Source organism: Methylobacterium sp. EM32 (assembly GCF_040593685.1).
In the GTDB taxonomy this organism is placed as follows: domain Bacteria; phylum Pseudomonadota; class Alphaproteobacteria; order Rhizobiales; family Beijerinckiaceae; genus Methylobacterium.
Genome location: NZ_JBEXZS010000104.1, coordinates 1 through 25,281 on the forward strand (window position 1 = coordinate 1; position 25,281 = coordinate 25,281).

At 70.0% G+C, this 25,281-nt stretch carries 20 protein-coding genes and 1 CRISPR repeat array; of the genes, 8 read left to right on the forward strand and 12 right to left on the reverse strand.

The window, feature by feature from the left end:
* Positions 1 to 286 precede the first annotated feature (286 nt).
* The 4 genes from ABZT49_RS14980 to ABZT49_RS14995 form a co-directional block, all read right to left on the reverse strand.
* Positions 287 to 1,264, reverse strand: coding sequence for a phosphoribosylaminoimidazolesuccinocarboxamide synthase (locus ABZT49_RS14980; RefSeq protein ID WP_355286825.1), 978 nt, complete (start codon positions 1,262 to 1,264; stop codon positions 287 to 289).
* A gap of 269 nt (positions 1,265 to 1,533) precedes the next feature.
* Positions 1,534 to 3,969 carry a DNA topoisomerase (ATP-hydrolyzing) subunit B gene (gene gyrB / locus ABZT49_RS14985; RefSeq protein WP_355286826.1) on the reverse strand — a complete coding sequence of 812 codons (2,436 nt, stop codon included), beginning with the start codon at positions 3,967 to 3,969 and terminating at the stop codon, positions 1,534 to 1,536.
* A gap of 325 nt (positions 3,970 to 4,294) precedes the next feature.
* Positions 4,295 to 5,272 (reverse strand): aldo/keto reductase, encoded by a 978-nt coding sequence (locus ABZT49_RS14990; RefSeq protein ID WP_355286827.1) that lies wholly within the window; start codon positions 5,270 to 5,272, stop codon positions 4,295 to 4,297.
* Positions 5,273 to 5,284: 12 nt separating this feature from the next.
* Positions 5,285 to 5,926, reverse strand: a complete 642-nt coding sequence (locus tag ABZT49_RS14995) for an MBL fold metallo-hydrolase (protein WP_355286828.1) — start codon at positions 5,924 to 5,926, stop codon at positions 5,285 to 5,287.
* Between the two features lie 263 nt (positions 5,927 to 6,189).
* On the opposite strand from ABZT49_RS14995, the gene ABZT49_RS15000 reads away from it, so the two are divergent.
* Both ABZT49_RS15000 and ABZT49_RS15005 read left to right on the forward strand, forming a co-directional pair.
* On the forward strand, positions 6,190 to 6,948 hold the full coding sequence (locus tag ABZT49_RS15000) for an SDR family oxidoreductase (RefSeq protein ID WP_355286829.1): 759 nt from the start codon (positions 6,190 to 6,192) through the stop codon (positions 6,946 to 6,948).
* A gap of 287 nt (positions 6,949 to 7,235) precedes the next feature.
* Positions 7,236 to 8,024 carry a DUF2189 domain-containing protein gene (locus ABZT49_RS15005; RefSeq protein WP_355286830.1) on the forward strand — a complete coding sequence of 263 codons (789 nt, stop codon included), beginning with the start codon at positions 7,236 to 7,238 and terminating at the stop codon, positions 8,022 to 8,024.
* Between the two features lie 4 nt (positions 8,025 to 8,028).
* Here the strand turns inward: ABZT49_RS15005 and ABZT49_RS15010 are convergent, their stop codons facing one another.
* Positions 8,029 to 9,249, reverse strand: coding sequence for a serine hydrolase domain-containing protein (locus ABZT49_RS15010; protein ID WP_355286831.1), 1,221 nt, complete (start codon positions 9,247 to 9,249; stop codon positions 8,029 to 8,031).
* Positions 9,250 to 9,399: 150 nt separating this feature from the next.
* Between ABZT49_RS15010 and ABZT49_RS15015 the strand changes: the two genes are divergently transcribed.
* The gene (locus ABZT49_RS15015) at positions 9,400 to 10,350 is read left to right on the forward strand and encodes a nitronate monooxygenase family protein (RefSeq protein WP_355286832.1); all 951 of its coding nucleotides are present in this window, start codon (positions 9,400 to 9,402) and stop codon (positions 10,348 to 10,350) included.
* 113 nt (positions 10,351 to 10,463) lie between these two features.
* Positions 10,464 to 11,702, forward strand: coding sequence for a Zn-dependent hydrolase (locus ABZT49_RS15020; RefSeq protein WP_355286833.1), 1,239 nt, complete (start codon positions 10,464 to 10,466; stop codon positions 11,700 to 11,702).
* A gap of 9 nt (positions 11,703 to 11,711) precedes the next feature.
* Here ABZT49_RS15020 and ABZT49_RS15025 read toward each other — a convergent pair whose 3' ends face one another.
* Complete coding sequence (locus ABZT49_RS15025; protein WP_355286834.1) at positions 11,712 to 12,734, reverse strand: hypothetical protein; 1,023 nt, start codon at positions 12,732 to 12,734, stop codon at positions 11,712 to 11,714.
* A 176-nt stretch (positions 12,735 to 12,910) separates the two neighbouring features.
* Between ABZT49_RS15025 and ABZT49_RS15030 the strand changes: the two genes are divergently transcribed.
* Positions 12,911 to 14,197, forward strand: a complete 1,287-nt coding sequence (locus tag ABZT49_RS15030; protein WP_355286835.1) for a porin — start codon at positions 12,911 to 12,913, stop codon at positions 14,195 to 14,197.
* A 182-nt stretch (positions 14,198 to 14,379) separates the two neighbouring features.
* Here ABZT49_RS15030 and ABZT49_RS15035 read toward each other — a convergent pair whose 3' ends face one another.
* The 5 genes from ABZT49_RS15035 to ABZT49_RS15055 all read right to left on the reverse strand — a co-directional run bounded on the left by ABZT49_RS15035 (position 14,380) and on the right by ABZT49_RS15055 (position 18,752).
* A complete protein-coding gene (locus ABZT49_RS15035) occupies positions 14,380 to 15,453 on the reverse strand; it encodes a hypothetical protein (protein ID WP_355286836.1) in 1,074 nt (357 codons plus the stop codon).
* Between the two features lie 137 nt (positions 15,454 to 15,590).
* Complete coding sequence (locus ABZT49_RS15040; RefSeq protein ID WP_355286837.1) at positions 15,591 to 16,829, reverse strand: DUF3095 domain-containing protein; 1,239 nt, start codon at positions 16,827 to 16,829, stop codon at positions 15,591 to 15,593.
* A gap of 342 nt (positions 16,830 to 17,171) precedes the next feature.
* Positions 17,172 to 17,429, reverse strand: a complete 258-nt coding sequence (locus tag ABZT49_RS15045) for a DUF2312 domain-containing protein (RefSeq protein WP_355286855.1) — start codon at positions 17,427 to 17,429, stop codon at positions 17,172 to 17,174.
* A gap of 199 nt (positions 17,430 to 17,628) precedes the next feature.
* Entirely contained in the window at positions 17,629 to 17,934 is a 306-nt protein-coding gene (locus tag ABZT49_RS15050) for a DUF1244 domain-containing protein (protein ID WP_093565343.1), read from the reverse strand.
* A gap of 56 nt (positions 17,935 to 17,990) precedes the next feature.
* Positions 17,991 to 18,752 carry an N-formylglutamate amidohydrolase gene (locus ABZT49_RS15055; RefSeq protein ID WP_355286838.1) on the reverse strand — a complete coding sequence of 254 codons (762 nt, stop codon included), beginning with the start codon at positions 18,750 to 18,752 and terminating at the stop codon, positions 17,991 to 17,993.
* A gap of 156 nt (positions 18,753 to 18,908) precedes the next feature.
* Here ABZT49_RS15055 and ABZT49_RS15060 point away from each other — a divergent pair, with 156 nt between their 5' ends.
* The 3 genes from ABZT49_RS15060 (at position 18,909) to ABZT49_RS15070 (ending at position 21,681) form a co-directional block, all read left to right on the forward strand.
* Positions 18,909 to 19,859: a DMT family transporter gene (locus tag ABZT49_RS15060; RefSeq protein ID WP_355286839.1), complete on the forward strand. Its 951-nt coding sequence runs from the start codon at positions 18,909 to 18,911 to the stop codon at positions 19,857 to 19,859.
* 69 nt (positions 19,860 to 19,928) lie between these two features.
* On the forward strand, positions 19,929 to 21,254 hold the full coding sequence (locus ABZT49_RS15065) for a glycerate kinase (RefSeq protein WP_355286840.1): 1,326 nt from the start codon (positions 19,929 to 19,931) through the stop codon (positions 21,252 to 21,254).
* Positions 21,226 to 21,681, forward strand: a complete 456-nt coding sequence (locus tag ABZT49_RS15070) for a DUF1036 domain-containing protein (RefSeq protein WP_355286841.1) — start codon at positions 21,226 to 21,228, stop codon at positions 21,679 to 21,681. Before ABZT49_RS15065 ends, ABZT49_RS15070 begins: the two co-directional genes overlap by 29 nt.
* A 116-nt stretch (positions 21,682 to 21,797) precedes the next feature.
* Positions 21,798 to 23,498: a CRISPR direct-repeat array (repeat unit 29 nt; unit sequence GTGTTCCCCGCAGGCGCGGGGATGAACCG).
* A 115-nt stretch (positions 23,499 to 23,613) separates the two neighbouring features.
* On the opposite strand, the gene ABZT49_RS15075 is transcribed toward ABZT49_RS15070, so the two are convergent.
* Positions 23,614 to 24,924, reverse strand: a complete 1,311-nt coding sequence (locus tag ABZT49_RS15075; RefSeq protein WP_355286842.1) for a DUF1036 domain-containing protein — start codon at positions 24,922 to 24,924, stop codon at positions 23,614 to 23,616.
* Positions 24,925 to 25,281: the final 357 nt, after the last annotated feature.

The following is a 25,281-nucleotide window of genomic DNA, read 5'->3' on the forward strand; positions in this document are numbered from 1 at the left end:
TTCGTACCGCCGCGATGGCGTCGCGGCGGTGCAGCCCTCTTTGGGCGTTTCCTCCCTAGACTTCGGGCCGCCTCGCAAGGGCGGCCTTTTTTCTGTTCGAACGGGGTCATACCGGACCGGGCCGCGCCCGACAAGCACAATCGTGCATATCGGGTGGGAGGTGGAACGATCCTGCATGCTGTGGTTGCGCAAGCAGGATCTACGTTCCTTTGGTTGTATCGTCGGAATCGTATCGTCGGCGGGTTGTATTGCCGGACTGCGCCGGCGTCACTTCGTGATGCGGCGCTTATCGTGCCAGGAACGCCGCGATGTTGCGGCGGATCCGTGCGAGCGGCGGCTCGCTCGTGTCCGGCAGGGCGAAACGCTCACCGGTGATGGTCTCGAAGGCGCTGACATAGGTGGCGGCGGTGCGCAGGACCACCTCGGGTGGAATCTCCGGCACCGGATCACGATAGGGGTCGCAGCGGGCAGCGACCCAGTTGCGGACCACGTCCTTGTCGAAGCTCTCCGGCAGGGTGCCGGCGGAGAGATGCTCGGGATAGCTCTTGGCGAACCAGTAGCGGCTGCTGTCGGGGGTGTGGATCTCGTCGGCGAGCACGATCCGCCCGTCGGCGTCGAGGCCGAACTCGTACTTGGTGTCGGCGAGGATCAGCCCCCGCTCCGCCGCCAGGGCCTGGCCGCGGGCGAACAGGGCGAGCGCCGCCTCCGACAGGGTGCGCCACTGGTCGTCCGTCAGCAGGCCCCGCTCCAGGATCTCGGCCTCGGAGAGCGGCGCGTCGTGGTCACCGTGGCCGGCCTTGGTGGTGGGCGTGATGATCGGCTGCGGCAGCTTCTCGTGCGGTCGCATCCCGTCCGGCAGCCGGTGGCCGTACATCTCGCGCCGGCCGGTCTTGTACAGGGTCAGGATCGAGGTCCCGGTGCTGCCGGCGAGGTAGCCGCGCACCACGATCTCGACCGGCAGGATGGCGAGGCGACGCCCGACCACCACGTTCGGGTCGGGATAGGCGAGCACGTGGTTGTCGCAGATGTCCCGCGTCTTCTCGAACCAGTAGCGCGCGGTCTGGGTCAGCACCTGGCCCTTGAGCGGGATCGCCGCCAATTCCCGGTCGAAGGCGCTCAACCGGTCGCTGGTGATCAGGATCCGCCGTCCGTCGGGCAGGTCGTAATTGTCCCGCACCTTGCCGCGGTAGTGACCCGGCAGCTCCGGCAGGGTCGCCTCCGGCAGGACGTAGTCGGAAAAGGGCGCGAGCTCGGCCGCCTGCATGATCACACTCCGCATTCGCGCTCCGGAGACCCGCGCGCTCTCGCGGCCCTGCCTATCGCCGGTCCCGGTCCGCGATCAAGCGGCGGGCGGGCGCGAGGACCTGTTCTCTCCCACCCGCACCCTCATCCTGAGGTGCCCGCGTAGCGGGCCTCGAAGGAGGCCTCCAGAGGCCACGGCGATCCCTGGAGGCCTCCTTCGAGGCGAGCAAGGCTCGCACCTCAGGATGAGGTCGCGAATGGGAAAAGCACATGTCTACATTGATTAAAATATTACACGTCGAGATTGGCCACGTTCAGCGCGTTCTCCTGGATGAACTCCCGGCGCGGCTCGACTACGTCGCCCATCAGCTTGACGAACAGGTCGTCGGCGTCGGTCGTGTCCTTGATCTTCACCTGGAGGAGCGAGCGCACGTCGCGGTCGAGGGTGGTCTCCCAGAGCTGCTGAGCGGTCATCTCGCCCAACCCCTTGTAGCGCTGCAGCTGCAGGCCCTTGCGGCCGAGCGCCATCATGCCCTCGAACAGCGCGACCGGCCCGTGCAGCGTCGTGTGGTCGCCCCGGCGCACCAGGGTGACGGGGGCGCCGTAGATCTCGCTGAGGTTCTCCGCCCGCTCGTCGAGGCGGCGCGCCTCCTGCGAGGAGATCAGCGCCTCGTCGAGCACCGCGACCTGGCGCACGCCGCGCAGCGTCCGCGACAGCACGTAGCCACCGTCCTTGGCCTCGCCCTCCCAGCCCTGCTCGATCTCGTCCGCGATGGTGTTGAGGCGCCGGGCGATCTCGTCGGCCACCACCTCGGCCTCGGCCGGGTTGCCGGCGACCGAGGGGCGCAGCGCGCCCGCGATCGCCGCCTGCTCGACCACGACGCGGTCGTAGCGCGAATGCATCCCGTGCAGCACCTGGCGCACGCCGCGCGCCTCGTCGACGAGCGCCTTGAGCTGGGCTCCGCCGAACTCGGTACCGGTGGCGAGCTTGAGCACCGCCCCGTCGACGCCGCCGTCGATCAGGTAATCCTCCAGCGCCCGGTCGTCCTTGAGGTAGATCGCGGTCTTGCCCTTCTGGGCTTTGTAGAGCGGCGGCTGGGCGATGTAGAGATGGCCGCGCTCGATCAGCTCCGGCATCTGGCGGAAGAAGAACGTCAGCAGCAGGGTGCGGATGTGCGAGCCGTCGACGTCCGCATCGGTCATGATGATGATGCGGTGGTAGCGCAGCTTGTCGGGATTGAAGGCGTGGGTGCCGTCCCGGCCGATCCCGGTGCCGAGCGCGGTGATCAGCGTGCCGATCTCCTGGCTCGACAGCATCTTGTCGAGCCGCGCCCGCTCGACGTTGAGGATCTTTCCGCGCAAGGGAAGCACCGCCTGGAAGGTGCGGTCGCGGCCCTGCTTGGCCGAGCCGCCGGCCGAGTCGCCCTCGACCAGCAGGATCTCGCACTTCGACGGGTCGCGCTCCTGGCAATCGGCGAGCTTGCCGGGGAGCGAGGCGATGTCGAGGGCCCCTTTGCGGGTGGTGAGGTCGCGCGCCTTGCGCGCCGCCTCGCGGGCGGCGGCGGCGAGCGCCACCTTCGCGGCGATGACGCGGGCCTCGTTCGGATGCTCCTCGAGCCAGGTGCCCAGCGTCGCGTTCATCACGCCCTCGACCGCCGGGCGGACCTCGGAGGAGACGAGCTTGTCCTTGGTCTGCGAGGAGAATTTCGGGTCCGGCACCTTGACCGAGACCACCGCGGTCAGCCCCTCGCGGCAATCCTCGCCGGTGAGCGCGACCTTCTCCTTCTTGGTCACCCCGCTCGCCTCGGCGTAGCCGGTGATCTGGCGAGTGAGCGCGGCGCGGAACCCGGCGAGGTGGGTGCCGCCGTCGCGCTGCGGGATGTTGTTGGTGAAGCACAGCACGTTCTCGTGGAACGTGTCGTTCCACCACAACGCGACCTCGACGCCGATGCCGTCGCGCTCCTGGCGGAGCACGATCGGCGCCTCGATCTGCGCCTCCTTGGCCCGGTCGAGGTAGCGCACGAAGGCCTCGACGCCGCCTTCGTAGACGAGTTCGTCGCGCTTGTGCTCGGCGTGGCGGGCATCGGTCAGGACGATGCGCACGCCGGAATTGAGGAAGGCGAGTTCGCGCAGGCGCTTCTCCAGCGTCGCATAGTCGAACTCGATCATCGTAAAGGTGTCGGGCGAGGGCAGGAACGTCACCTCGGTGCCGCGCCGGTCGCCGGCCGGGCCGACGATGGCGAGCGGCGCCACGGCGTCGCCGTGGCGGAACTCCATCGCGTGCTCTTTCCCGGCGCGCCAGATGCGCAGGCGCAGCCAGGTCGAGAGGGCGTTCACCACCGAGACGCCGACGCCGTGCAGGCCGCCCGAGACCTTGTAGGAGTTCTGGTCGAACTTACCGCCGGCATGCAGCTGGGTCATGATGACCTCGGCCGCCGAGACGCCCTCCTCCTGGTGGATGTCGGTCGGGATGCCGCGGCCGTTGTCGGAGACCGTGCACGAGCCGTCGGCGTTGAGGGTGACGGTGACGAGGGTCGCGTGGCCGGCCAGCGCCTCGTCGATGGCGTTGTCGACGACCTCGTACACCATGTGGTGCAGGCCCGAGCCGTCGTCGGTGTCGCCGATATACATGCCCGGCCGCTTGCGCACCGCGTCGAGGCCCTTGAGGACCTTGATCGAGTCGGCGCCGTAGGTGTCGGGGTTCAGATCGCGGGCGGGTTCGGCCATGTCGGTTCCTGGTGCGGGCGGGCGCGCGTCGCGGGGTGGCGCGGCCGGCGCCGGCGCCGGTCTCGCGATCCGGCGCCGTCTTCTGTCTCGTCGTGTCTCAAGGGGTCCGGGCCGTGGCGGCCGCGATCCAGTCTATGCCTGATGTAAGCATTCCGCCTTGAAATTGCATCGGTTTTCGGCGCCGCAAGCAGCACTTTTCGGGGTCCGCCGGGGGTGGGCCGGGAGCCCTGTCCACCCGTGGCGGAGGATAGAAGAGGTTACGTTTCGCCGCACCCCGTTAAGGATCCGCCAACGACCATCGTCAGCCCTTGCATCGGTCCTCGCGTCAGCCTTTGAGCGAGCCCCGGCTCGCTTCCTCGAGCCGGGCCGAGGCCGCCGGGTCGAGGGCGAGGCGCACGCCGCTTAAGACCTCGTCGAGCTGCGCCACCGAGGTGGCGCTGGCGATCGGCGCGGTCAGGCCCGGCCGGGCCACGAGCCAGGCGATGGCGACCTGGGCCGGGGTGGCGCCGTGCTCGCGCGCGACGTCGTCGAGGAGGTCGAGGAAGGCGAAGCCCCGCGGGTTGAGGTAGGCCGAGACCCGGGCCTCCCGGGCGCGGCCCGCGGCGGCCCCGGCCTGGCGGTACTTGCCGGTCAGGAACCCCGCCGCGAGGGAGAAGTAGGAGATCACCCCGATCCCCCCCTCCCGGCACAGGGGCTCCAGCTCGGCCTCGTAATCCTCGCGGTCGGCCAGGCTGTAGCCGGGCTGCAGGCACTCGTAGCGGGGAAGGTTCTCGCGCTCGGCGACGGCCAGCGCCTCGCGCAGGCGGGCGGCGGAATAGTTCGAGGCGCCGATCGCCCGCACCTTGCCGGCACGGATCAGCCGGTCGTAGGCCGAAAGCGTTTCGGCGAGCGGCGTCTCGGCGTCGTCGGTGTGGGACTGGTAGAGGTCGATCCGGTCGGTCTGGAGACGGCGCAGCGAATCCTCCACCGCCCGCTCGATATACGAGGCCTTCAGCCCTTTCCGGCCGTCACCCGAGGAATCCTGGCCCATGTCCATGCCGACCTTGGTGGCGATGGTCATCCGGTCGCGGGCGCCGCGATCCTTGAGCCAGCGCCCGATCACGGCCTCCGATTCGCCGCCCTGGTGGCCCGGCGCCCAGCGCGAATAGACGTCGGCGGTGTCGATGAAGGTGAAGCCGGTCTCGAGCAGCCGGTCGAGCAGCGCGAAGGAGGTCGCCTCGTCGGCGGTCCAGCCGAAGACGTTGCCGCCGAAGCAGAAGGGCGGGACCGAGAGGCCGGAACGGCCGAGTGGACGCAGATCCATGGGAGGAAGCTCCTACTGAAGGAACGGGTTCGACAGCCGCTCCTGGCCGATCGTGCCCGTCGGGCCGTGGCCGGGGATGAAGGCGACGTCGTCGCCGAGCGGCAGGAGCTTCGTCTTGATCGAGGCGATCAGCGCTTCATGGTTGCCCCCCGGCAGGTCGGTGCGGCCGACCGAGCCGCGAAACAGCACGTCGCCGACCTGCGCGTAGCGCGCGTCGCGGCTCACCAGCACGACGCTGCCCGGGGAATGGCCGGGGCAGTGCAGCACGTCGAAGGTCAATTCGCCCACCGTGACGGTGTCGCCCTCGGTCAGCCAGCGGTCGGGGGTGACGACCTTGGCGCCGTCGATGCCGTAGGCCGCCCCGGTCCCGGGCAGGCTGTCGAGGAGCGGCTTGTCGGCGATGTGCGGTCCCTCGACCGGCACCTTCAGCGCGTCGCGCAGGTCCGCCGCGCCGCCGGCGTGATCGATGTGGCCGTGGGTGAGCAGGATCTTCTCGACCGTGACCCCCGCCTTGGCGATCGCCGCCTGGATCCGGTCGAGGTCGCCGCCCGGATCGATCACGGCGGCCCGCTTCGTCGCCTCGCACCACAGCAGGGTGCAGTTCTGCTGGAACGGCGTGACCGGGATGATCGCGGCGCGGGGCGTGCTCGGCATAGTGGGCCTTGAGGTGGAATAAGGTGGCCCCTTGTAGCGTGGAAGCGGGCGGTGCGGCACCCCGGGGGATCGCGCCGGGGCGGCAATGCGCCTCGCGGCTCCTTGCGGATGCTCGAGCCTTCGCGTCCGACCGCCCGCCCGGGGTGAAAGCGGCGATTGTCCCGCTCGTTGACAGCCGTCATCCCGCCCTGTGTCCATGGTGGGTCGCAGGGCTCTCTCCCGGAGCCCTCGGCGAACCCGGCTGACGAACCTCGGAGAGGACGATGGACCTGCGCCTGACCGACAAGACCTGCCTCGTCACCGGCGCCAGCACCGGCATCGGCCGGGCCACCGCGATGGCGCTCGCAGCGGAAGGGGCGCGGATCGTCGTCTCGGCCCGCTCGCGACCGCCGCTCGAGGAGCTGGCCGCCGCCATCGTCGCCGCGGGCGGGCCACCGCCCACGATCCTCACGGCCGACCTCGCCGAGCCGGACGGTCCGCCGCGGCTGGCCGAGGCCCTGCGCGGGGCTGCACGGTCCGTCGACGTTCTCGTCAACAACGCCGGCGGCTCGCGCCCCCTCGACGTCTGGAACGACGAGGCCGCCTGGGACGAGGGCTTCCGCCTGAACTTCCTCGCCGCCCGGCGGCTGACGGAAGCGCTGGTGCCGGCCATGCTTGAGCGGGGCTTCGGGCGGATCGTCAACGTCTCGGGCGCCGTCGTCGCCAAGAGCTTCAATGCCGCGACCCCGGCCAAGGCCGCGCTGGAGAGCTGGTCGAAGGCCGCGGCCGCCGCCTTCGCCGGCCGCGGCGTGACCGTGAACTGCGTCGCCCCGGGCCGGATCAACTCGCCTCAGATCCTCGATCGCCTGCATCCGACGGAGGAGGCGCGCCGCGCCTACATCGCGCAGAACATTCCCGCCGGGCGCTTCGGCGAGCCCGGCGAGGCGGCCGCCCTGATCGCGTTCCTCGCCTCGGAGGCGGCGGGCTACATCACCGGCACGACGATCCCGGTCGACGGCGGCGCGCTGCGCCTCGCCTTCTGACCGGATCCGCCGAGGGGCCGTCCAGCCGCAATGCGATTCCCGTCGCGCGATCGTGCGCATCACCCCCTTGGCGGGCGGGCCGGGCCGGCGCTACCCTCGCGGCGTGCGGCGGGATTTTCTCCCGCCGGAATGCCAGGAGACTGGCGAGTCGACCCAAGGTTTCGATGCGACCGATCTGTCCGGTGCCCGTGCGGGCCGGACCGGGCGCCTGAGGACCGCCGACACGACGGCCCGACACAGCGGCCCGGCCTTCCCCGTCGCGGGCGCCTCCCCCCGGAGGACACGCGATGACGAGCTCGTTCCCCCTTTCCCACGGCTTTTCCGCCGCCCGCCCCGCCGTGCGGCGGATCGGGATCCCGGACCTCAAGGCCGCCCTGTCGCGGGGCGTCGACGACTTCCTGGCGATGCCCACCCACGTGCTGTTCGTGGTGCTGATCTACCCCATCGCCGGCGTGCTGATTGCGGCGGCGATCTTCGAGCAGGACCTGATCCCGATCCTGTTTCCGCTGGCCGCCGGCTTCGCGCTGATCGGGCCGTTCGCGGCGCTCGGACTCTACGAGCTGAGCCGGCGGCGGGAATGGGGCCTGCCCGCCGCCTGGACCGACGCCTTCGCGCCCTTGCGCGGCCGCTCGGCCAGGGCGGTGATGGCGGTCGGCGTGGTGCTGGCGCTGATCTTCCTCGCCTGGATCTGCGCCGCCATGGGCCTGTACTGGTCGCTCTACGGCAGTGTCTCCGAGCCCTCGCTGCTCGCCTTCCTCGACGACGTGCTGACCACGCCGCGGGGCTGGGGCCTGATCCTCGCCGGCAACCTCGTCGGCGCGGCCTTCTCGCTCCTGGCGCTGGCGGTCAGCGCGGTCTCGATCCCGCTCATCATCGACAAGGACGTGGATGCCGGCACGGCGATCGAGACCTCGCTCGCGCTGATGCGCGAGAACCCCGGCACGATGCTCGCCTGGGGCGCCATCGTGGCCGGGATGCTCGTCATCGGCATGCTGTCGCTGTTCGTCGGCCTCGCGGTGGTGCTGCCGGTCCTCGGCCACGCCACCTGGCATCTCTACCGCCGGGCGGTGGGGTGAACGATCACGCGGTGATCGCCGCGTAGGTGAGCACCCGCAGCTCGCGCCGGATCGGCCAGGTCGAGGACGGCATGAGCTGCGTCAGCATGATCACGAACAGGTCCTCGGCGGGGTCGATCCAGAACGCCGTCGAGGCCGCCCCGCCCCAGGCGACCTCGCCCGGGGTGCCGAGGATCTGGGCCTTGGCCGGATCGAGCATCACCGAGAAGCCGAGGCCGAAGCCGATGCCGCTGTAGCTCGATTCCGAGAAGCGCGGCTGGCCCATATCGGCGAGGTCGCCGCGCAGGTGGTTGGCGGTCATCAGGTCCACGGTCTTGCGGCCGAGGAGCCGCACCCCGTCGAGCGCCCCGCCGCCCAGGATGAAGCGGCAGAACCGGGCGTAGTCGGCCGCCGTCGAGACGAGGCCGCCGCCGCCCGACGGCGCGGTGCGGGGGCGCGCGTAGCGGCCGTCGCGGGCATCGTCGATCAGGGTCAGCCGGCCGCCCTCGCCCAGCGCGTAGTTCGAGGCGAAGCGAGACAGCTTCTCGGCCGGGACGTGGAAGTCGGTATCGACCATGCCGAGCGGCCGGATGATCCGCTCGCGCAGGAACGCGTCGAAGGTCTGGCCGGAGATCACCGCCACGAGGTGGCCGAGCACGTCGGTGGCGATGCTGTAGTTCCACTCCGCCCCCGGCTGGGCGAGCAGCGGCAGGCTGGCGGCCTTGGCGACCACCTCGGCGAGGGAGGTCTCGGCGGTCTGGAAGTCGACGCCCTCCTCCCGGTACATCCGGTCGACCAGCGTCGCGTCCATGAAGCCGTAGGTGAGGCCCGACGTGTGGGTGAGGAGATCGCGAAAGGTGATGTCGCGCTCCGCCGGCACGGTCTCGGGCTTGGCACGGCTGCCGCCGGCGAGCACCCGCATGTCGCGGAACTCCGGCAGGAAGCGGGTGATGGGGTCGTCGAGCTGGAACCGGCCCTCCTCGTACAGCATCAGGATCGCCGTCGAGGTCAGCGGCTTCGTCATCGAGTAGATGCGCACGATGGTGTCGGGCTCCATCGGCAGGCCGCGCGCGAGGTCGCACAGGCCCTCCTGGTGGGAGAACACCACCTGGCCGCGCCGGGCCACGGTCACCGACAGGCCCGGCAGCTTGCCGGCCGCGACGTAACCCCGCATCCACGGGACGATTCGGCCCAGCCGCTCCGACGAGAGGCCGACCGCCTCCGGGGTTCCGATCTCAACCTGCACGCGGCGACTCCTGATGGTGAGGGGAGAGGCGCGAACAGGAATGCCGGCGCCGGCCGCCGTCAAGCCGCCCGTTGACCGCACACAGGCCCCGGTGCGATGCGGGAGCGATAACGATCCGTCTCGAACGAGATCCCGGGAGCCACGCCGCCGATGTCCCTGCCCGACAGCCTCCGCCACGCCCTCGCCCTGCCGGTGATCGCCTCGCCGATGTTCATCGTCTCCGGGCCGGAACTCGTCATCGCGCAATGCGTCAACGGCATCGTCGGCTCGTTCCCGGCTCTCAACGCCCGGCCGAAGGAAGCGCTCGACGAGTGGCTGACCCGGATCGACGCGGCGCTCGACGAGGCCCGGGCGGCGGATCCCGGGCGCATCGTCGCTCCTTACGCCGTCAACCAGATCGTCCACGCCTCGAACGACCGGCTCGAGCACGACCTGACGGTCTGCGGGAAGCACAAGGTGCCGATCATCATCACCTCGCTGCGCGCACCCGACGCGGTGGTCTCGGCGGTGCACGGCTGGGGCGGGCTCGTCTTCCACGACGTCACGACGGTGCGCCACGCCGAGAAGGCGCTGGAGGCCGGGGTCGACGGCCTGATCCTGGTCTGCGCCGGGGCCGGGGGGCATGCCGGCACGCTCTCGCCCTTCGCCCTCGTCGGCGAGGTGCGGCGCTTCTACGACGGCCCGCTGATCCTGTCGGGCGCGATCACCACCGGCGACGCGATCCTCGCCGCCCAGGCGATGGGCGCGGACCTCGCCTATATGGGCACCCGCTTCATCGCCACGCAGGAGGCGAACGCCGCGCCGGCCTACAAGGAGATGATCGTCGGCACGAGTGCCGCCGACGTCCTCTACACCCCCTACTTCACCGGGGTGCCGGGCAACTACCTCAAGCCGAGCGTGACCGCCGCCGGCCTCGACCCCAACGCGCTGCCGGAGGTCGACAAGACCAAGATGAATTTCGGCTCGGGCACCACCAAGGCCTGGCGCGACATCTGGGGCGCCGGCCAGGGCGTCGGCACCATCGACGACGCGCCGGCGACCGCCGTGGTGATCGACCGGCTGAAGGCGGAATACGCGGCGGCGCGGGCGCGGCTGGGGTAAGCGCGCACCCTCTCCTCTTTCCTGCCACCCCCGCACCCGGCGCTTGTCCGCCGGGCACGGTCCTCGCATCCTGGCGCCCGCACATCCCCCGACGTGGTGCGTGAGGACCCGCGATGACCACCAACCTCTCCGTGAACGGCAACCGGCTCTGGGACACCCTGATGGTGTCGGCGGGCATCGGCACCGGGCCCCGGGGGGGCCTGCGGCGCCTGACCCTGACCGAGCCCGACCGGGTGGTGCGCGACCAGCTCAAAAGCTGGGCTGAGGAGGGCGGCTATCCCCTCACCGTCGACGGCCTCGGCAACATGGTGCTGCGGCGCGAGGGCACCGAGCCCGGCCTGCCGCCGGTGGTGATCGGCAGCCACCTCGACACGCAATGGGCCGGCGGTCGCTTCGACGGCATCCTCGGCGTGCTCGCCGGGCTGGAGGTCCTGCGCACCCTCGACGACCTCGGCATCGCGACGCGCCGCGCCATCGAGGTGGTGAACTGGACCAACGAGGAGGGCGCGCGGTTCTCGCCGCCGATGCTGTGTTCCCTCGCCTGGTCCGGCCAGGCGACGCCGGACTGGGTCGAGAACCGCCGCGACCGCGACGGGATCCGCTTCGGCGACGCCCTCGACGGCATCGGCTATCGCGGCTCGGCGCCCGTCGGCGGGCGCACCATCGACGCGTATTTCGAATTGCACATCGAGCAGGGCCCGGCCCTCGACCGGGCTGGCGTGCCGGTCGGCATCGTGACGGGCGGCTATCCGAGCTGCGGCATGCGCATCGCCGTCGAGGGCGCCACCGCCCATACCGGCCCGACCCCGATGAGCGAGCGCCACAACGCGCTGGTGGGCGCCGCCATGGTGGCGGTGGCGGTCAACGACATCGGCTGGGCCCATGCTGAGACCGACGCCAAGGCCACCGCCGCCCGCCTCGACCTGGTGCCGAACCTCCCCGGCACCCTGTCGGAATACGCCGAGCTGTTCATCGACATGCGGGCGCCGAAGCTCGAGACCCTCGAGACCATGAAGGCGTCCTTGCGCGCCGCCTTGCCCGACTGCGCCGCCCGCTCGCTCACCCAGATCTCGGTCGCCGAGGAATGGGGTTTTGGGGTCTTCTCCTTCGATGACGGGCTGATCGGCACCTTGCGCGAGACCGCGGAGCGCCTCGGGATTCCGACCATGGACCTGCGCTCCCAGGCCGGCCACGACGCCTACCACGTCGCCCGGGTCGCTCCCGCCTGCATGATCTTCACGCCCTGCCGCGACGGCATCACCCACAACGAGGCCGAGGACATCGCCCTGGAGCCGACCCTGCCGGGCGTGAACCTCCTGCTCCACGCCGCCCTGGCGCGGGCGAACCGGTAAGCCCCCGTCCTACCCGGGCAGAACCACCATCACGTCCGGCTCGCGCCCGGTGGCGAGATGCCCCTGGACGCGCCGTCCCTCGAGATCGACGACCGCGATCCGGTCGTTCTCGAGGGCCGCGAAGGCGAGCGGGCTCGACGGGTGGCGGGCCAGCGCCACCGGCGCGGCGCCGAGCATCACCGTCGCCACCTCCTTGAGCGCGGGATCGAGGAGCGACAAGCTCTTCTCGGCGTAGTTCGCCAGGATTAGGTCGCCCTCCGGCCCGCAATCGACCCGCACCACGTCGCCCCGGGTCGGGAGCGTGCGCGTCACCGTCATCGCCTCGGTGGCGAGCGCGGTGAGCGTCGCGCTGCGGCGGTTGGCGACGTAGAGCGTGGCCTCGTCGGGGGAGAGCGCGTTGCCCTCCGGCCACAGGCCGGTCGCGACGAGGCGCGGCGCCTCCGCCGGCGCGAAGGGCCGGACCCGGCTCACGGTGTTCGACAGGATATTGGCGATGTAGGCCGTCTCGCCGTCCCGCGACAGCGAGAACAGATGGCCCTTGATGCCGCCGGTTCCCACCGCCCGGTCCGGCCGCTCGGCCCGGTCCGGCGCGTCGAAGCCCAGCAGCACGTCGCGATCCTCGCTCAGCACGAACAGCCGGTCCTTCGCGTCGAGGCGTAGGCCGTGCAGGCGCCGGAACGGCGCGCACGAGATGGTGCGGGCGAGGCTCCGGGCGGCGAGATCGACGATGTAGACCGCATCGCCTCCCGGCCCCGGCGTGGTCGAGGACTTGGCGCCGTAGAGGCCGACATAGGCGCGGGCCCCGGCCCGGTCGACGGCGAATTCGTGCGGGTAATCCCCCGGCAGCTCGACCCGGCCGGTGCGCCGGCCGCTGGCGAGTTCGTAGAAGCTCAAGGCGTGGTCGCCCTTCTCCATCACCAGGAGGGTGTCGGAGCGGCCGGACTGCCCGCTCTGAGCTCGGGCAGCGCCCGTCGTCAGCGCGAAGGCGGCGAGGCCGGACAGGCAGGTGCGGCGGTCGATGGCGGGGGGCATGCAAGGTCCTCGGTCGTCCCCGACACAACCCGGAGGCGACGCGGCGGTTCGCTCCTCGCGCCAGGCGTGGCTGCCGCGCCACACCGGCCGGTGAACGTGGCCGGACCTGTCGAAGGTCGCAGCGTCGTCATGGAATAACGGGCAGCGTCCCGCGTCACTGCCGCCAGGATCCGGACATGTCGCACCGCACCTGCACGCCCTCGCGCTCGTCCTGGCCGCTCGCCGCCCTCCTGCTCGCCTCCGCGACCCTGCCCGCTGCCGCCGTCGAGGGGCCGCCGGGCCCGTTCGGCGAGCGCCTGACCATCGACGAGAAGGGCATCACGCTCGCATTCCCCGACGACGCCGCGACCCTGCGGATCGGCGGGCGCCTGCAGCTCGATTTCGGCACCGGGCGGGTGCAGCAGCGCGGCTTCGGCACGGTGTTCGACACGCCGATCGCCGTGCGCCGCTCGTGGATCGAGAGCTACCTGACCCTCGGCAAGGTGCTGGAACTCGCCTTCCAGTACGATTTCGCCGAGCCGAACCGGCCGATCAACGACGCGGTCGTCGCCTACAAGGGCTTCAAGGACGTCATCGTGGCGATCGGCAACATGAAGGAGCCGTTCAGCCTCAATCAGCTGATCTCCGACAACAACACCCTGTTCACCGAGCGCTCGCTCGCCGACGCCTTCGCGCCGGCCCGCAATGTCGGCCTCGCCATCGGCACCCACGGCGACCGATGGACCGCGGTGACGAGCGTGTTCGGCGGCAACATCAACAACGCCGCGATCGGCGACCAGGGCATCGCCTCGACCACCCGGGTCACCTACGCGCCCTGGCTCAGCAAGGACGGGTACGAAGTGTTGCATGTCGGGCTCGCCGGCAGCTACCGCTCGCTGCCGAACGACGGTAGCCCGCTCACCTTGTCGAGCCGCTCCGAGGCGTTCCTGTTCGCGCGGCAATTCGTGAATACCGGCAGCATCCGCGATGCAGCGAGCATCGGCCGCGTCGGGCTCGAGGCCGCCTGGCAGACCGGGCCGTTCCGGCTCCAGGCCGAGTACATCCTGACCGAGATCGGCCGCTCTAGCGGCGCGCCGTCCTTCAGCTTCCAGGGCGGCTACATCCAGGCCGGCCTGCTCCTCAACAGCAAGGGCCGGCGCTACACGATCGCGCCGCGCTACGCCACCGAATACGCGGTGTTCGGGGGCGTGGAGGTCGCGGAGGCCCAGCGCGTCAGCCGCGGCGGCACCGGCGTGTTCGAGCTCGGCCTGCGCTACAGCGCCATCGATCTCGATGACCGCACCATCCGCGGCGGCATCGAGCAGGATTTCACCGCCGGCATCAACTGGTACCCGGACCGCAACATCCGCTTCGTGTTCGACTACGTCCGCTCCCACACCTCGCCCTCGCCGGCGAGCCTGAACTTCAACCGCCGGACGGTCGATGCGGACGTGTTCATCGGTCGGGCGCAGCTGTACTGGTGAAACGTCGAATCATGTCCGATCGCCTCACCGGTCGCTGGGCAGGCTCCATCCTACCTTCGACCTCATCCCGAGGTGCGACCGCCGAGGCTCCCGGCCGGTCGCACCTTGTCATGGCGATCACGTGTAGACGAGATCCATTCCGAGGAGGAATGCCCTGCCCCGGACGGCCCCCCGGTCGGGGATCAGGCCGCCCGCATCGGCCGCTTCGGCGGCTCGAACACCGTGGCGTAGTGGGTGTGGCACCAGCGCTTGCCGGTGAGCACCCGGCAGCCGCAGACGCGCTTCGACTCGATCGCGGTGCCGTCGCCGTCGGACCAGAGCGGGAAGGTGCAGTCGAGCAGGCCCGCCTTGAGGAACAGCACGCCATCGCCGCCATCGGCCGCGACCGCCGGCACCCGGCGGGACATCGGCAGGGCGACGATGCTGCCGCCCTCGGCCGGCTCGGCCAGAACGGGGGCGGACATCGCGGGCGCCGGAGCGAATTCGGGAGCCGCCTCACGAACCGCCTGGACGTTCGGCGCGACCGGACGGGCTGGCGTCTCGACGGCGCGCGGCTGCGGGGCCGGAGCCCGCGGTGCCGCGGGCTGAGCCGCCGCCGCAGGCCGGGCCGCCGGGGCCGCCTTCGCGGCGGGCGCCGCCTTGCGGGACGGCGCCATGTTGGCGGCGAGGAATGCCCGGGTGGCCTCCTCGAGGGCGCGCGCGCTCATCACCGGCGCCTCGACGCGGGGCGCCGGCGGCGCGACCACGGGCTTGGGAGCCGGCTTCTCGGGAGCCGGCTTCTCGGCGACCCTCACGACCGGCTTGGGCGTCGGCGCAGCCTCGGGCTTGCCGGGGGCGGGCTTCGCCGGGGCCGCCGCCTTGACCGGAGCGGGCCTGGCAGCGACCGGGGCGGCGTCCGCGGTCAGGATCCGGGAAGGCAGGATCCTAGGGGCCGGCTTGGCAGCCTCGACCTTGGCCGTCTCGGTTTTGGCGGGCTCGGCCTTGGCGGCGGCCTGCGCCGGCTCGGCCTTCACGGGTTCGGTCCGGGCGACCGGCTCGACCCTGGCGGGGGCGGCCGGGGCTGGCGGCTTCGCGGCCGCTGCCTTGGCCGCCGCGGCCTTCTCCTGCTGCCGCGCCAGGGCGGCCTGCGCCACGCGGCCGATCACATCGGCGACCGTCGTTCCGATCACGCCGGCGATCTCCGCCGGGTCACGTCCATCGATCCACAGCGCGACCGCCTTCTCGGTCGCCTCAGCCGTCCACACCGCGTCGTTCATTTCCAAGGGGGCTCTGTTCCAGTTCGATTCGGAAAGGCGGGATATACGGTGAGTCTGGTCACCAAGTCCCTTCTCTTGACGCAAGGGTGGGCTGCGACCGATCGCCTGCCCGCGCCCTTCCAGGCCACGCTCCCGCCTCAAACCGGCGCGCGGGCCGATTCGGTGCCTGGATTCGCGCCGGTCGCCCGGCGTGCCTCATCATTGGTCCTCATGTCCTTGGCCTTCAGCGCCTGCGCGGCGCGGGCATAGCCGCCATCCTCGCCGTCGACGAAGTGGACGTGGTCGCGCAACGCCGCGACCGGGGTGATGCAGGTGGTGAGCGCCGCGGCCTGGCGGTGCAGGCCGAACCGCACCAGCCCCGCGCCTTCCGCCGCCTCCAGCCGCGCCTCGATCCGCGCCGCGAGCGCGGGGTCGCAATCGACGGTCATGCGCAGGCCGTCGTCGTATTTCCGGAAATCGGCGTTCGCCACCAGCTCGTCGAGGTAGCGCGGGGCCGAGAACCCGCCGAAGCTCAAGCCCAGACGGAAGATCAGGTGCGCGACGAGCGTCGCCCCGAGGACGTGGAGGCGGCGCAGAGCGAAGGAGCCCCACAGGGGGCCCCGCGCCCGCACCTCGTGGGCGAAGCCGGCCGGTGGCCAGTGCAAGGCGGGCGCGCCGGGCGGCAGGGGATGGCCGCGGGCCGGCGCCTCGGCGGCCAGCCGCACCACGTCGGCGATCGCCGCCCGCGCGGTGGCCCGGTCCGCGCCCTCGGCGGCGACCACCAGGATCGACAGGATCAGGCCGTGGCGGGCCTTCGCCGGCTCGAACCGGCAGGTCAGCCCGGTAAGGTCCGGCTGCGTGCCCGCGGGCGCCGCCGCGACGGCATGGAGCCCCTGCTTGAGCGCGCGCTCGGCGAAGGCGAGGCCGCCGCCCATGAACATCGCGTAGGCGACGTCCGGCGAGGGCGCGTAGCGCGCCACCTCGACGGAATGGCCGGCCGCGCGGATCGCCGTCACCGGCACCAAGGCGGCGCGCAGGGACAAACCCATGGCGTCCCGCGACCACGCCGCCGTGGCGGCCAGCGCGGCGCGTGCCGCCTCTTCCTCGTCGGGCGCGACCAGCACGCTCGCCCCGTCGCCCCCGAACACGAAGGGCACTTCGCGCCGCCCGAGCGCGTTGCGCAGGGCCGCGATCACCGCCGCGCCGACGAAGTTCACCGCCCGGTAGCGCCCCGCCGCGATGGCGCCGGTCGAATCGACCACGTCGGTGACCGCCACCCACCAGTCTTCCGGGACGGGGCGATAGGACGCGTCGTCGAGGATGCTGAGGAAGTCGGTCGCCGGGGTGAGGTCGGCGTAGCGGAAGCCTTCGGGCTCCGAGGGGGTGATCGTCTCCATCCGTCCCAAACGTCCGGCGATGCGGCGCCGGTTCCTCGGAGGGCGAGTGTGGCTTAGGTTAGGCGTGCGGGGGATGCGCGAATTTCCGCCCCCCTGCCGCGTAGGGTAATGCGGATAAAGAATAGAGCGCGCTCCCCTCTCCCGTGTGGGAGAGGGGTTAGGGGTGAAGGTGGCTCGGGTTCAGAATGAAGCTACAACCGTAGAGCTGCGCAGCTCTACGGTTCAGGATCATTGCGGAAGCCGGGCCACCCTCGCGCGATCTTCGATCACCCCGACCCCTCTCCCGAACGGGAGAGGGGATCCCGCGTTTTATCTTGCTCGGTCAGATGAAACGGAGTGGCCCTACGCCATCCCCAGCGCCTGCATGTACAGCTCCAGGATCGCCTCTTCCTCCTGGCGCTCCGAATGGTCCTTCTTGCGCAGGCGCAGGATGGTGCGCACCGCCTTGACGTCGAAGCCGCGGCCCTTGAGCTCCAGCATCACGTCCTTGATGTCGCCCTGGAGGCCGGCCTTCTCTTCCTCCAGGCGCTCGATGCGCTCGATGAACTGCTTGAGCTCCTCGGCGGCGACGCCCGACGAGGCGACGTCGGTGTCCGGCATGCTGTGCGCGTTCATTCACGGTCTCCTGTCCGGTGGGTTGTCGTACCGCCGCGGGCGGACGCGGCCATCAGGCACCCCAACCCACTGACGGATGGCGGCCTTCGCGGCCCGCCCTCCCGGATCTTGATAGATGCGCAACCTTACCGAGTTCTTGCGCGTCCGGATTCGGCGCGCCGATCTCGTCGGCGTGGCTCCGCACTCAGTGCTTCTCCGCCCGCGCCGCGAAGGCCGCGGCCTGCTCCGGGCTCGCCTCGTTCTGGTGGCGCGCCTTCCACTCATCGTAGGGCATGCCGTAGACGTGCTCGCGGCTCTGGTCCTTGGTGAGGGCCAGGCCGCGCGCGTCGGCCGCGTCCTTGAGCCAGTTCGACAGGCAGTTGCGGCAGAACCCCGCCAGATTCATCAAGTCGATGTTCTGCACGTCGGTGCGCCCCTGGAGGTGCGACACCAGGCGGCGGAAGACCGCGGCCTCGAGCTCGGTGCGGGTAGTCTCGTCGATGCCGTCCATCGGATCGTCCTTCGGTCAAATCGCACCACAGAGGTGGGGAGCGGGCGACCGCCCGGTCAAGCGCGGGCGACCAACGGCCCCAGCAGGGCGGAAAAGCGCGCGGCCCAGTCCTCCGCCCCGGCCTCGTCGCCGATCAGGTCCTGGCGGATCTCGATCAGGGCGTTGGGCAGCCCCCGCGCCAGGGCGTGGCGGTCGATCGTGTCGCCCGGCAGGCCGCCGCCATAAGGCTGGTTGTCGCCGACGGTGAACCCGGCCGGATCCGCCCGTAACCCCGCGATCAGCGGGCCGGCGAGACGATCGTCCCGGTCCCACAGGATGCCGACGTGCCAGGGCCGCGCCACCCCGCGCCAGGCCGGGGTGAAGCTGTGCACGGTGACGATGGCGGGCGGCGCGCCCGCGGCAAGAGCGGCGTCCACCGCCGCGTCGATCGCCCGGTCGTAGGGGTCGTAGAAGCGCGCCAGCCGCTCGGCGACGCCCGCCGGCCCGATCCGCGCGTTGCCCGGCACGATCGCCCCGTCGGAGAGGCGCATCACCAGGGTCGGGTCGGTGCGGCCGCGATTGGGATCGATGATGAGCCGCGAGAAGGTGGTCAGCAAAGCCGGCGCCCCGAGGCGGCGGGCGAGCGCGCGCGTCACCGCCGCCGCCCCGATGTCGTAGGCGATGTGCCGCTCGAAATGCGGCCGCGCGACGCCGAGATCGGCGAGGTCCGGCGGCACCGCGTTCGAGGCGTGGTCGCACAGGAGGAGGAGGCCGCAGGCCGGATCGCCGGGAATCGTCTCGACGGGCTGGGGCGGTTGGGGCGTGGCAGGGGCTGTCATCGGGGATCGCGGTCGCGTCGGGTCCCTCCCCCATACCCAAATGGCGGGGCCGGCTCCATCCGCTCCGCACGGTGACGCCGGGCGCGACTTGCCATAGTGGGGGTTTTCGAGAACTCCCCCGCACCGGAAGCACGCCGCCCGAAAAGGCTCCCCTCGATGTCCCGCACCCCCAGGCCCGACCTCGCTGCCGGCCTCGCCGCCTCCGCCGGCCCCGCGGCCGATCTCGGCCCGGCGCTCGCCGCCCTCGTCGCCGGTGCGCTGGCGATGGGGCTGTCGCCGGTCCTGGTGCGGTTCGTCAGCCCCGAGGTCGGGCCCTTCGCCAGCGCGTTCTGGCGCGTCGCCCTGGCGCTGCCGGCGCTCTACGGCTGGATGCGGTGGGAGGAGGCGCGGGCGCCGCACCTGCGCCGCGCCCTCACGCCCTCGGTGCTGCTGGCCGGCCTCGTCTTCTCGGGCGACCTCCTGTTCTGGCACCTCGCCATCCTGGGCACCACGGTCGCCAACGCCACCTTCTTCGCCACCACCGCGCCGGTCTTCGTGGTGGTGTTCGCCTGGATCGGCCTGCGCCGCCGGCCGGCCGGGCGCACGCTCGTCGGCCTCCTCGTCTGCCTCCTCGGCGGCGCCAGCCTGGTCGGGCAGTCGGTCCAGGTCGATCCCGCCCGCCTCGCCGGCGACCGGGACGGGGTGATCACCGCGATCTTCTTCTCCCTCTACTTCCTCACCGTGGAGCGCGCCCGGGCCCGGGGCCTGGGCGCCGCCCGCGTCACCTTCGTCGCCTCCTGCATCACCGCCCTGGTGCTGCTCGGCGCGGTCGCGATGCTCGAGACCCGGCCGATGCTGCCGCACTCAGGCAGCGCCGCCCTCGGGCTCCTGGCGCTGGCCCTCGTCAGCCATGCCGGCGGCCAGGGCCTGCTCGCGGTGGCGCTCGGGCGCCTGCCGGCCGGCTTCTCCTCCCTGGTGATTTTCTTGGAGGCCGTGGCCGCCGCGATCCTGGCCTGGATCCTCCTCGGCGAGGCCCTCGGGCCCCTCCAGGTGCTCGGCGGCGGCCTGATCCTGGCCGGCATCGCAGTCGCGCGGCCCCGGCGTTCCTCCCGAACGGCCGAGCTCTGACAGTTGAGAACGAGGCCGGCACGAAGCCGGCCCGAACCGTGATCACAGCAAGACGCGAGGATCCGCCCCGTGACCGATGCCCCTTCCCCAGGTATCCCCTTCCAACGTATCTCCGCTTCGGAGACCCGCGCCCTGCTGCTGCGCCTGCTCGATGCGGGCGTGACGGCCGCCCATCCGCGCGGCTGCCTGGTGCCGCACCTGCCCCCGGTGCCGGCCGGGCGGCTGGTGATCCTCGGTGCCGGCAAGGCCGGAGCCAGCATGGCGGCGCTCGCCGAGCGGCATTACCGGTCGCAGGGGGTCGATCCGGCCCGCATCGCCGGGCTGGCGGTCGCCCGCCACGGCTACGGCGAGCCGGCCGGGGGAATCGAGGTGGTGGAGGCCGGCCACCCGGTGCCGGACGAAGCCGGTATCGCGGCGACGCAACGTGCCCTCGCCCTCGCCGCCTCCGCCGGCCCGGACGACCTCGTGCTGGTGCTCCTCTCCGGCGGCGGCTCGGCGAACTGGATCGCGCCGGCCGGCGCCCTGACGCTCTCCGAGAAGCAGGGCATCACCCGGGCGCTGCTGCGCTCCGGCGCGGCGATCGACGAGATCAACTGCGTGCGCAAGCACCTCTCGCGCATCAAGGGCGGGCGCCTCGCGCAGGCCGCCCGCAACGCCGGCCGGATCCTGACGCTCGCGATCTCCGACGTGCCGCGGGACGACCCGGCGGTGATCGCCTCCGGCCCGACGGTGCCGGACCCGACGACGCTCGCCGATGCAAGGGCGATCTGCGCCCGCCGCGGCATTCCGCTGCCGCCCGCCGCCGAGGCGCTGCTGAACGACCCCGCCAACGAGAGCCCGAAGCCCGGCGATCCCGCCTTCGCCCGCAGCGAGTTCCGCATCATCGCCCGCCCGGTCGACGCCCTGAACGCCGCGGCGGCGGCGGCGCAGGCCGCCGGCTACGAGCCGGTGCTGCTCGGCGCCGATCTCGAGGGCGAGGCCCGCGAGGTGGCAGCAGCGCAGGCGGGCCTTGCCCGCGAGATGGCCGCCGCCGGGCGGAAAGCCGCGCTGATCTCCGGCGGCGAGCTCACCGTGACCATCCGGGGCGAGGGCCAGGGCGGGCCGAACCAGGAATATGCGCTCGCGCTCGCGCTCGCCCTCGACGGCGCCCCCGGCATCTGCGCCCTTTCGGCCGATACCGACGGCACCGATGGCGGCCGCGGCGAGGCCACCGACCCCGCCGGGGCCCTGATCGACCCAACGACGCTCGCCCGTGCGGCGGCGGCGGGGCTCGACGCGCGGGCGAGCTTGGGAGAGAACGACTCGACTCCGTTCTTCGACCGGCTCGGCGACCTCGTCCGGCCCGGGCCCACCCGCACCAACGTCAATGACCTCCGCATCATCCTGGTTGGCTGACTTCCTCTCCCCCCGCCGCGCCGTTCTTCCCGCCCTGGCCCTCGCCCTCCTGGGCGCCGGGCCGGCGCGGGCGGACCTGCGGATGTGCAACATGACCGGCAGCCGCATCGGCATCGCCCTCGGCTACCGGGATTCCGGCGGCTGGGTGACGGAGGGCTGGTGGAACCTCTCGGCCAAGGGCTGCGAGACCCTGCTCAAGGGGGCGCTGGCCGCCCGCTACTACTACGTCTTCGCGGTCGATTACGACCGCGGCGGCGAGTGGAGCGGCCGCTCCCTGATGTGCACCCGCGACCGCGAGTTCACCATCCGGGGGGTCGAGGATTGCCTGGCGCGCGGCTACGACCGCAACGGCTTCTTCGAGGTCGATACGGGCGAGCAGAAGAGCTGGACGATCCAGCTGACGGATCCGGGGCGGGCGGGGCCGTAAGGCGGGGTGGAACGGTTGGCTTCGCGGCTGGCTGAGACGTCCTGGAACGGATGCGGAACGCCGGTGCGCTGTTTGACATCGTGAAATGCCAAGCGCATCAATCACTTCCAGAAGGAGTGTTCCCCGCAGGCGCGGGGATGAACCGGCCATGGCCGCCTGATGCCCACTCGCCTCATCGTGTTCCCCGCAGGCGCGGGGATGAACCGCGGGGTGCCGCATGACCTGGCTTCTCCTCCAGGTGTTCCCCGCAGGCGCGGGGATGAACCTGCGACTCTCGGGATCTGGGACCCCGGGCGGATGTGTTCCCCGCAGGCGCGGGGATGAACCGTCCGGCACGAACAACTGGGTGACCGGCCCACTGTGTTCCCCGCAGGCGCGGGGATGAACCGCCGAGGCCGCCGGGTTTCCGCTCTCGACGGTGGTGTTCCCCGCAGGCGCGGGGATGAACCGGCCGAGATGTCGGCCGCCATGGTCCGGGCCGCGTGTTCCCCGCAGGCGCGGGGATGAACCGGCCAACGAGGTCGCCACCGTCAAGGAGGCCTCGTGTTCCCCGCAGGCGCGGGGATGAACCGCCGCCGTTCTCGAGGGCCAGCGTCTCCTCGCCGTGTTCCCCGCAGGCGCGGGGATGAACCGCACGGCATCGCCGATCGGGACGGACTGCCCGGGTGTTCCCCGCAGGCGCGGGGATGAACCGGGTGGCGGCTGGCGCGGCGAGCGTGCCCGCTAGTGTTCCCCGCAGGCGCGGGGATGAACCGTTCTCGATCGGCGCAGCTGCGGCCGGGCTTCTGTGTTCCCCGCAGGCGCGGGGATGAACCGACCTGATGAACCCCTGGGCGTCGGTCGTGACAGTGTTCCCCGCAGGCGCGGGGATGAACCGTAGTTAGCATGCCCGTCTCACGAGACGGGCGTGTGTTCCCCGCAGGCGCGGGGATGAACCGCTGACGCTGAACCCGCGCGTCGTCGCCCAGATGTGTTCCCCGCAGGCGCGGGGATGAACCGAGCGCTTCCTGCGCCCAATTCATCGCGAACAGGTGTTCCCCGCAGGCGCGGGGATGAACCGAAGGTGCGCAACAGCGGCGAGCTCGTCAGCATGTGTTCCCCGCAGGCGCGGGGATGAACCGCCGGGCGGGGTCACATGGCTGGAGGATGGCACGTGTTCCCCGCAGGCGCGGGGATGAACCGACGACCTGCTGGGCGTCCGGCGTGTCCTGCGTGTGTTCCCCGCAGGCGCGGGGATGAACCTTCCCCGCAGGCGCGGGGATGAACCGACCGGGATGCTCGGTTCAATCGGCGTGGTGGCGTGTTCCCCGCAGGCGCGGGGATGAACCGGCGGGACAGCACGTTGCTAAAGGTCTGCGCCGGTGTTCCCCGCAGGCGCGGGGATGAACCGGCGGGACAGCACGTTGCTAAAGGTCTGCGCCGGTGTTCCCCGCAGGCGCGGGGATGAACCGGCGGAGCCGGCGCTTGGGCCGTTCAACAGCGCGTGTTCCCCGCAGGCGCGGGGATGAACCGCAGGCGCTCTCCGATGTCTCGGTCAACACCAAGTGTTCCCCGCAGGCGCGGGGATGAACCGCGCGCACTCGCCTACGGGAGGACCGGCGGGGAGTGTTCCCCGCAGGCGCGGGGATGAACCGATCCCCGAACGCTGGATTTTGTAAACGAATGCGTGTTCCCCGCAGGCGCGGGGATGAACCGGTGATGCAGTAGGGGCGCGTCCCCGACCCGTTGTGTTCCCCGCAGGCGCGGGGATGAACCGATTGCGGCGAGCGCCAGCACCAGCAGCGCGCCGTGTTCCCCGCAGGCGCGGGGATGAACCGCCCGACCACACCGTGTCGCCCTCGGGGAGCGCTCGGACTGCCGCCTCGAGGTTCTTGGCCTGCTGCGCGTTGCCCTGGAGAGAGGACGCGAACCCGGCGCCGCCATTTGCCTGCGTCAGCCGCCGCCTAAAAAAGTCCGGCAGACAAAACCATTTCGCCCAACAAGATCGTTGTTTTCTCCCGGGCCATGTGTCAGATCGCCCGCGATATCGTTGAGCTTGCGCCCTATAAACCCGTCCTGCCCGAGGAGGTCATTGCTTGGTCCTGGCCCTTCTGTGACATCCTTCCACGCATTGCTCACAAACTTGACTGCTGTGTTGTTATCGCCGAAGCAACCACTTCCTCCGATGCCATCGGTCATACACTTTTGCAGTTCATTCATTGTCAATTGAGTGCCGACACACCCCGCGAAAGCGTAAGGCTGTCCGCCTGTTGAAACTGCGCAACTCGCAAAAACTTGCTGCTCTGGCGTCAAATTACTCCCGACCGCGCAGACTCCCATCTGCATGTAGCTTCCCTTATTGTTAAGGACGCAGCCGGCTATCCGTTGCTGCTCAGGCGACAAATTGTTTCCAGCGGCACATAGCCCAGCCTTGGCATAATTATTGTAATTCACAGCCACACAATCGTAGACTCGTCGCTGTTCGGGGGTAAGCTGCCCAGAAAGGGCGCATGACCCCATGGCGGCGTAGTTCCCCTTGTTAGTGACAGCGCAATTGAAGATGCGCTCTTGTTCTTCTGAAAGAGATCCTTTGGCGACACATGATAGAAAAATGTCACCCCTACGATCTTCCGAATATTTATTGGCGCACGTTGCAACTTTGTAGGCATCGCCTCCAAGTCCATCCTTTGTGGCGCAAATAGCGAGACTATCTTTTGATTTGGTGTGATCAACGCAATCAAGAATGCGACGCTGCTTATCCGTAGCAACATTGCGCATCCAGCATTTTGCGAAAGCGTCAGTACCCTGCTGCATTGTATTCCGACAATTTAAAGCAGCTGTTGCAGGATCGCGCTGCGTCTCTGTAAGTGTAACGGTAAATTGATGATCTTCTCCTACCCACAGCTGTTTAAAATTATGACCTTCACAATTGTTTGACGAACTGTCCAAATAGAATGCCTTGCTAGTTGTGCAGAAATAGCCTGCGTCGCTGTCCCCTTGCCCGCCCCACGAAAGATTGCTTTCCATTGACTCGGCATAGTAGTAATACCGACGTTTTTGCAGTACGCCTAACAAGGTTGCGTCGCAGTTGCGCGGCTTGATCCGATACCATCCTTTTGAAACCCATGTGCCGTCTTGGTTCCAGCCGACGGCAACCGCGATTTCCTGCCCAGAATTATTGCAGAAGAATAGCCCAGCGCTTGCTTTTGTTGGCATACAGGCGGCGGCGAGCACGAACATCAAGGATGCGAAGAACTTAAACATTTCAGTTCTCCTTAGTTGAAGCGTTGATCGGAACAAGAGATATTGTAATCGACTTCGTCATATTTAGTTTGAGGCTAAAATGAAATAACTAGAATATGTTGACAAATAAAGACAATCCAGCGAATCATGCGGGGATATCGTTAAATTCTTCTCCGATCGAGGGTATCCGCCGATTTTCGCAGTCTTAATAGGTCGCTTGATCGCAGCTAAAAATATCATTTGCGCACGAATTCAAGACAGCTATGATTCTTACTTATATTAAACGGTTTGTGCAACAAGATCATTCGCATTTGATAATCTCAACATCGCCATCCCAGGCATCGGCGGGGTAATTGGCCAAGTTAAGCTTGTTGTACG

Coding starts and splice junctions, on each gene's coding strand:
- ABZT49_RS14980 (WP_355286825.1), bottom strand. CDS start 1,264: ATGCAGGCGGCCGAGCTCGCGCCCTTTTCCGACTACGTCCTGCCGGAG.
- gyrB (WP_355286826.1), bottom strand. CDS start 3,969: ATGGCCGAACCCGCCCGCGATCTGAACCCCGACACCTACGGCGCCGAC.
- ABZT49_RS14990 (WP_355286827.1), bottom strand. CDS start 5,272: ATGGATCTGCGTCCACTCGGCCGTTCCGGCCTCTCGGTCCCGCCCTTC.
- ABZT49_RS14995 (WP_355286828.1), bottom strand. CDS start 5,926: ATGCCGAGCACGCCCCGCGCCGCGATCATCCCGGTCACGCCGTTCCAG.
- ABZT49_RS15000 (WP_355286829.1), top strand. CDS start 6,190: ATGGACCTGCGCCTGACCGACAAGACCTGCCTCGTCACCGGCGCCAGC.
- ABZT49_RS15005 (WP_355286830.1), top strand. CDS start 7,236: ATGACGAGCTCGTTCCCCCTTTCCCACGGCTTTTCCGCCGCCCGCCCC.
- ABZT49_RS15015 (WP_355286832.1), top strand. CDS start 9,400: ATGTCCCTGCCCGACAGCCTCCGCCACGCCCTCGCCCTGCCGGTGATC.
- ABZT49_RS15020 (WP_355286833.1), top strand. CDS start 10,464: ATGACCACCAACCTCTCCGTGAACGGCAACCGGCTCTGGGACACCCTG.
- ABZT49_RS15025 (WP_355286834.1), bottom strand. CDS start 12,734: ATGCCCCCCGCCATCGACCGCCGCACCTGCCTGTCCGGCCTCGCCGCC.
- ABZT49_RS15030 (WP_355286835.1), top strand. CDS start 12,911: ATGTCGCACCGCACCTGCACGCCCTCGCGCTCGTCCTGGCCGCTCGCC.
- ABZT49_RS15035 (WP_355286836.1), bottom strand. CDS start 15,453: ATGAACGACGCGGTGTGGACGGCTGAGGCGACCGAGAAGGCGGTCGCG.
- ABZT49_RS15040 (WP_355286837.1), bottom strand. CDS start 16,829: ATGGAGACGATCACCCCCTCGGAGCCCGAAGGCTTCCGCTACGCCGAC.
- ABZT49_RS15045 (WP_355286855.1), bottom strand. CDS start 17,429: ATGCCGGACACCGACGTCGCCTCGTCGGGCGTCGCCGCCGAGGAGCTC.
- ABZT49_RS15050 (WP_093565343.1), bottom strand. CDS start 17,934: ATGGACGGCATCGACGAGACTACCCGCACCGAGCTCGAGGCCGCGGTC.
- ABZT49_RS15055 (WP_355286838.1), bottom strand. CDS start 18,752: ATGACAGCCCCTGCCACGCCCCAACCGCCCCAGCCCGTCGAGACGATT.
- ABZT49_RS15060 (WP_355286839.1), top strand. CDS start 18,909: ATGTCCCGCACCCCCAGGCCCGACCTCGCTGCCGGCCTCGCCGCCTCC.
- ABZT49_RS15070 (WP_355286841.1), top strand. CDS start 21,226: ATGACCTCCGCATCATCCTGGTTGGCTGACTTCCTCTCCCCCCGCCGC.
- ABZT49_RS15075 (WP_355286842.1), bottom strand. CDS start 24,924: ATGTTTAAGTTCTTCGCATCCTTGATGTTCGTGCTCGCCGCCGCCTGT.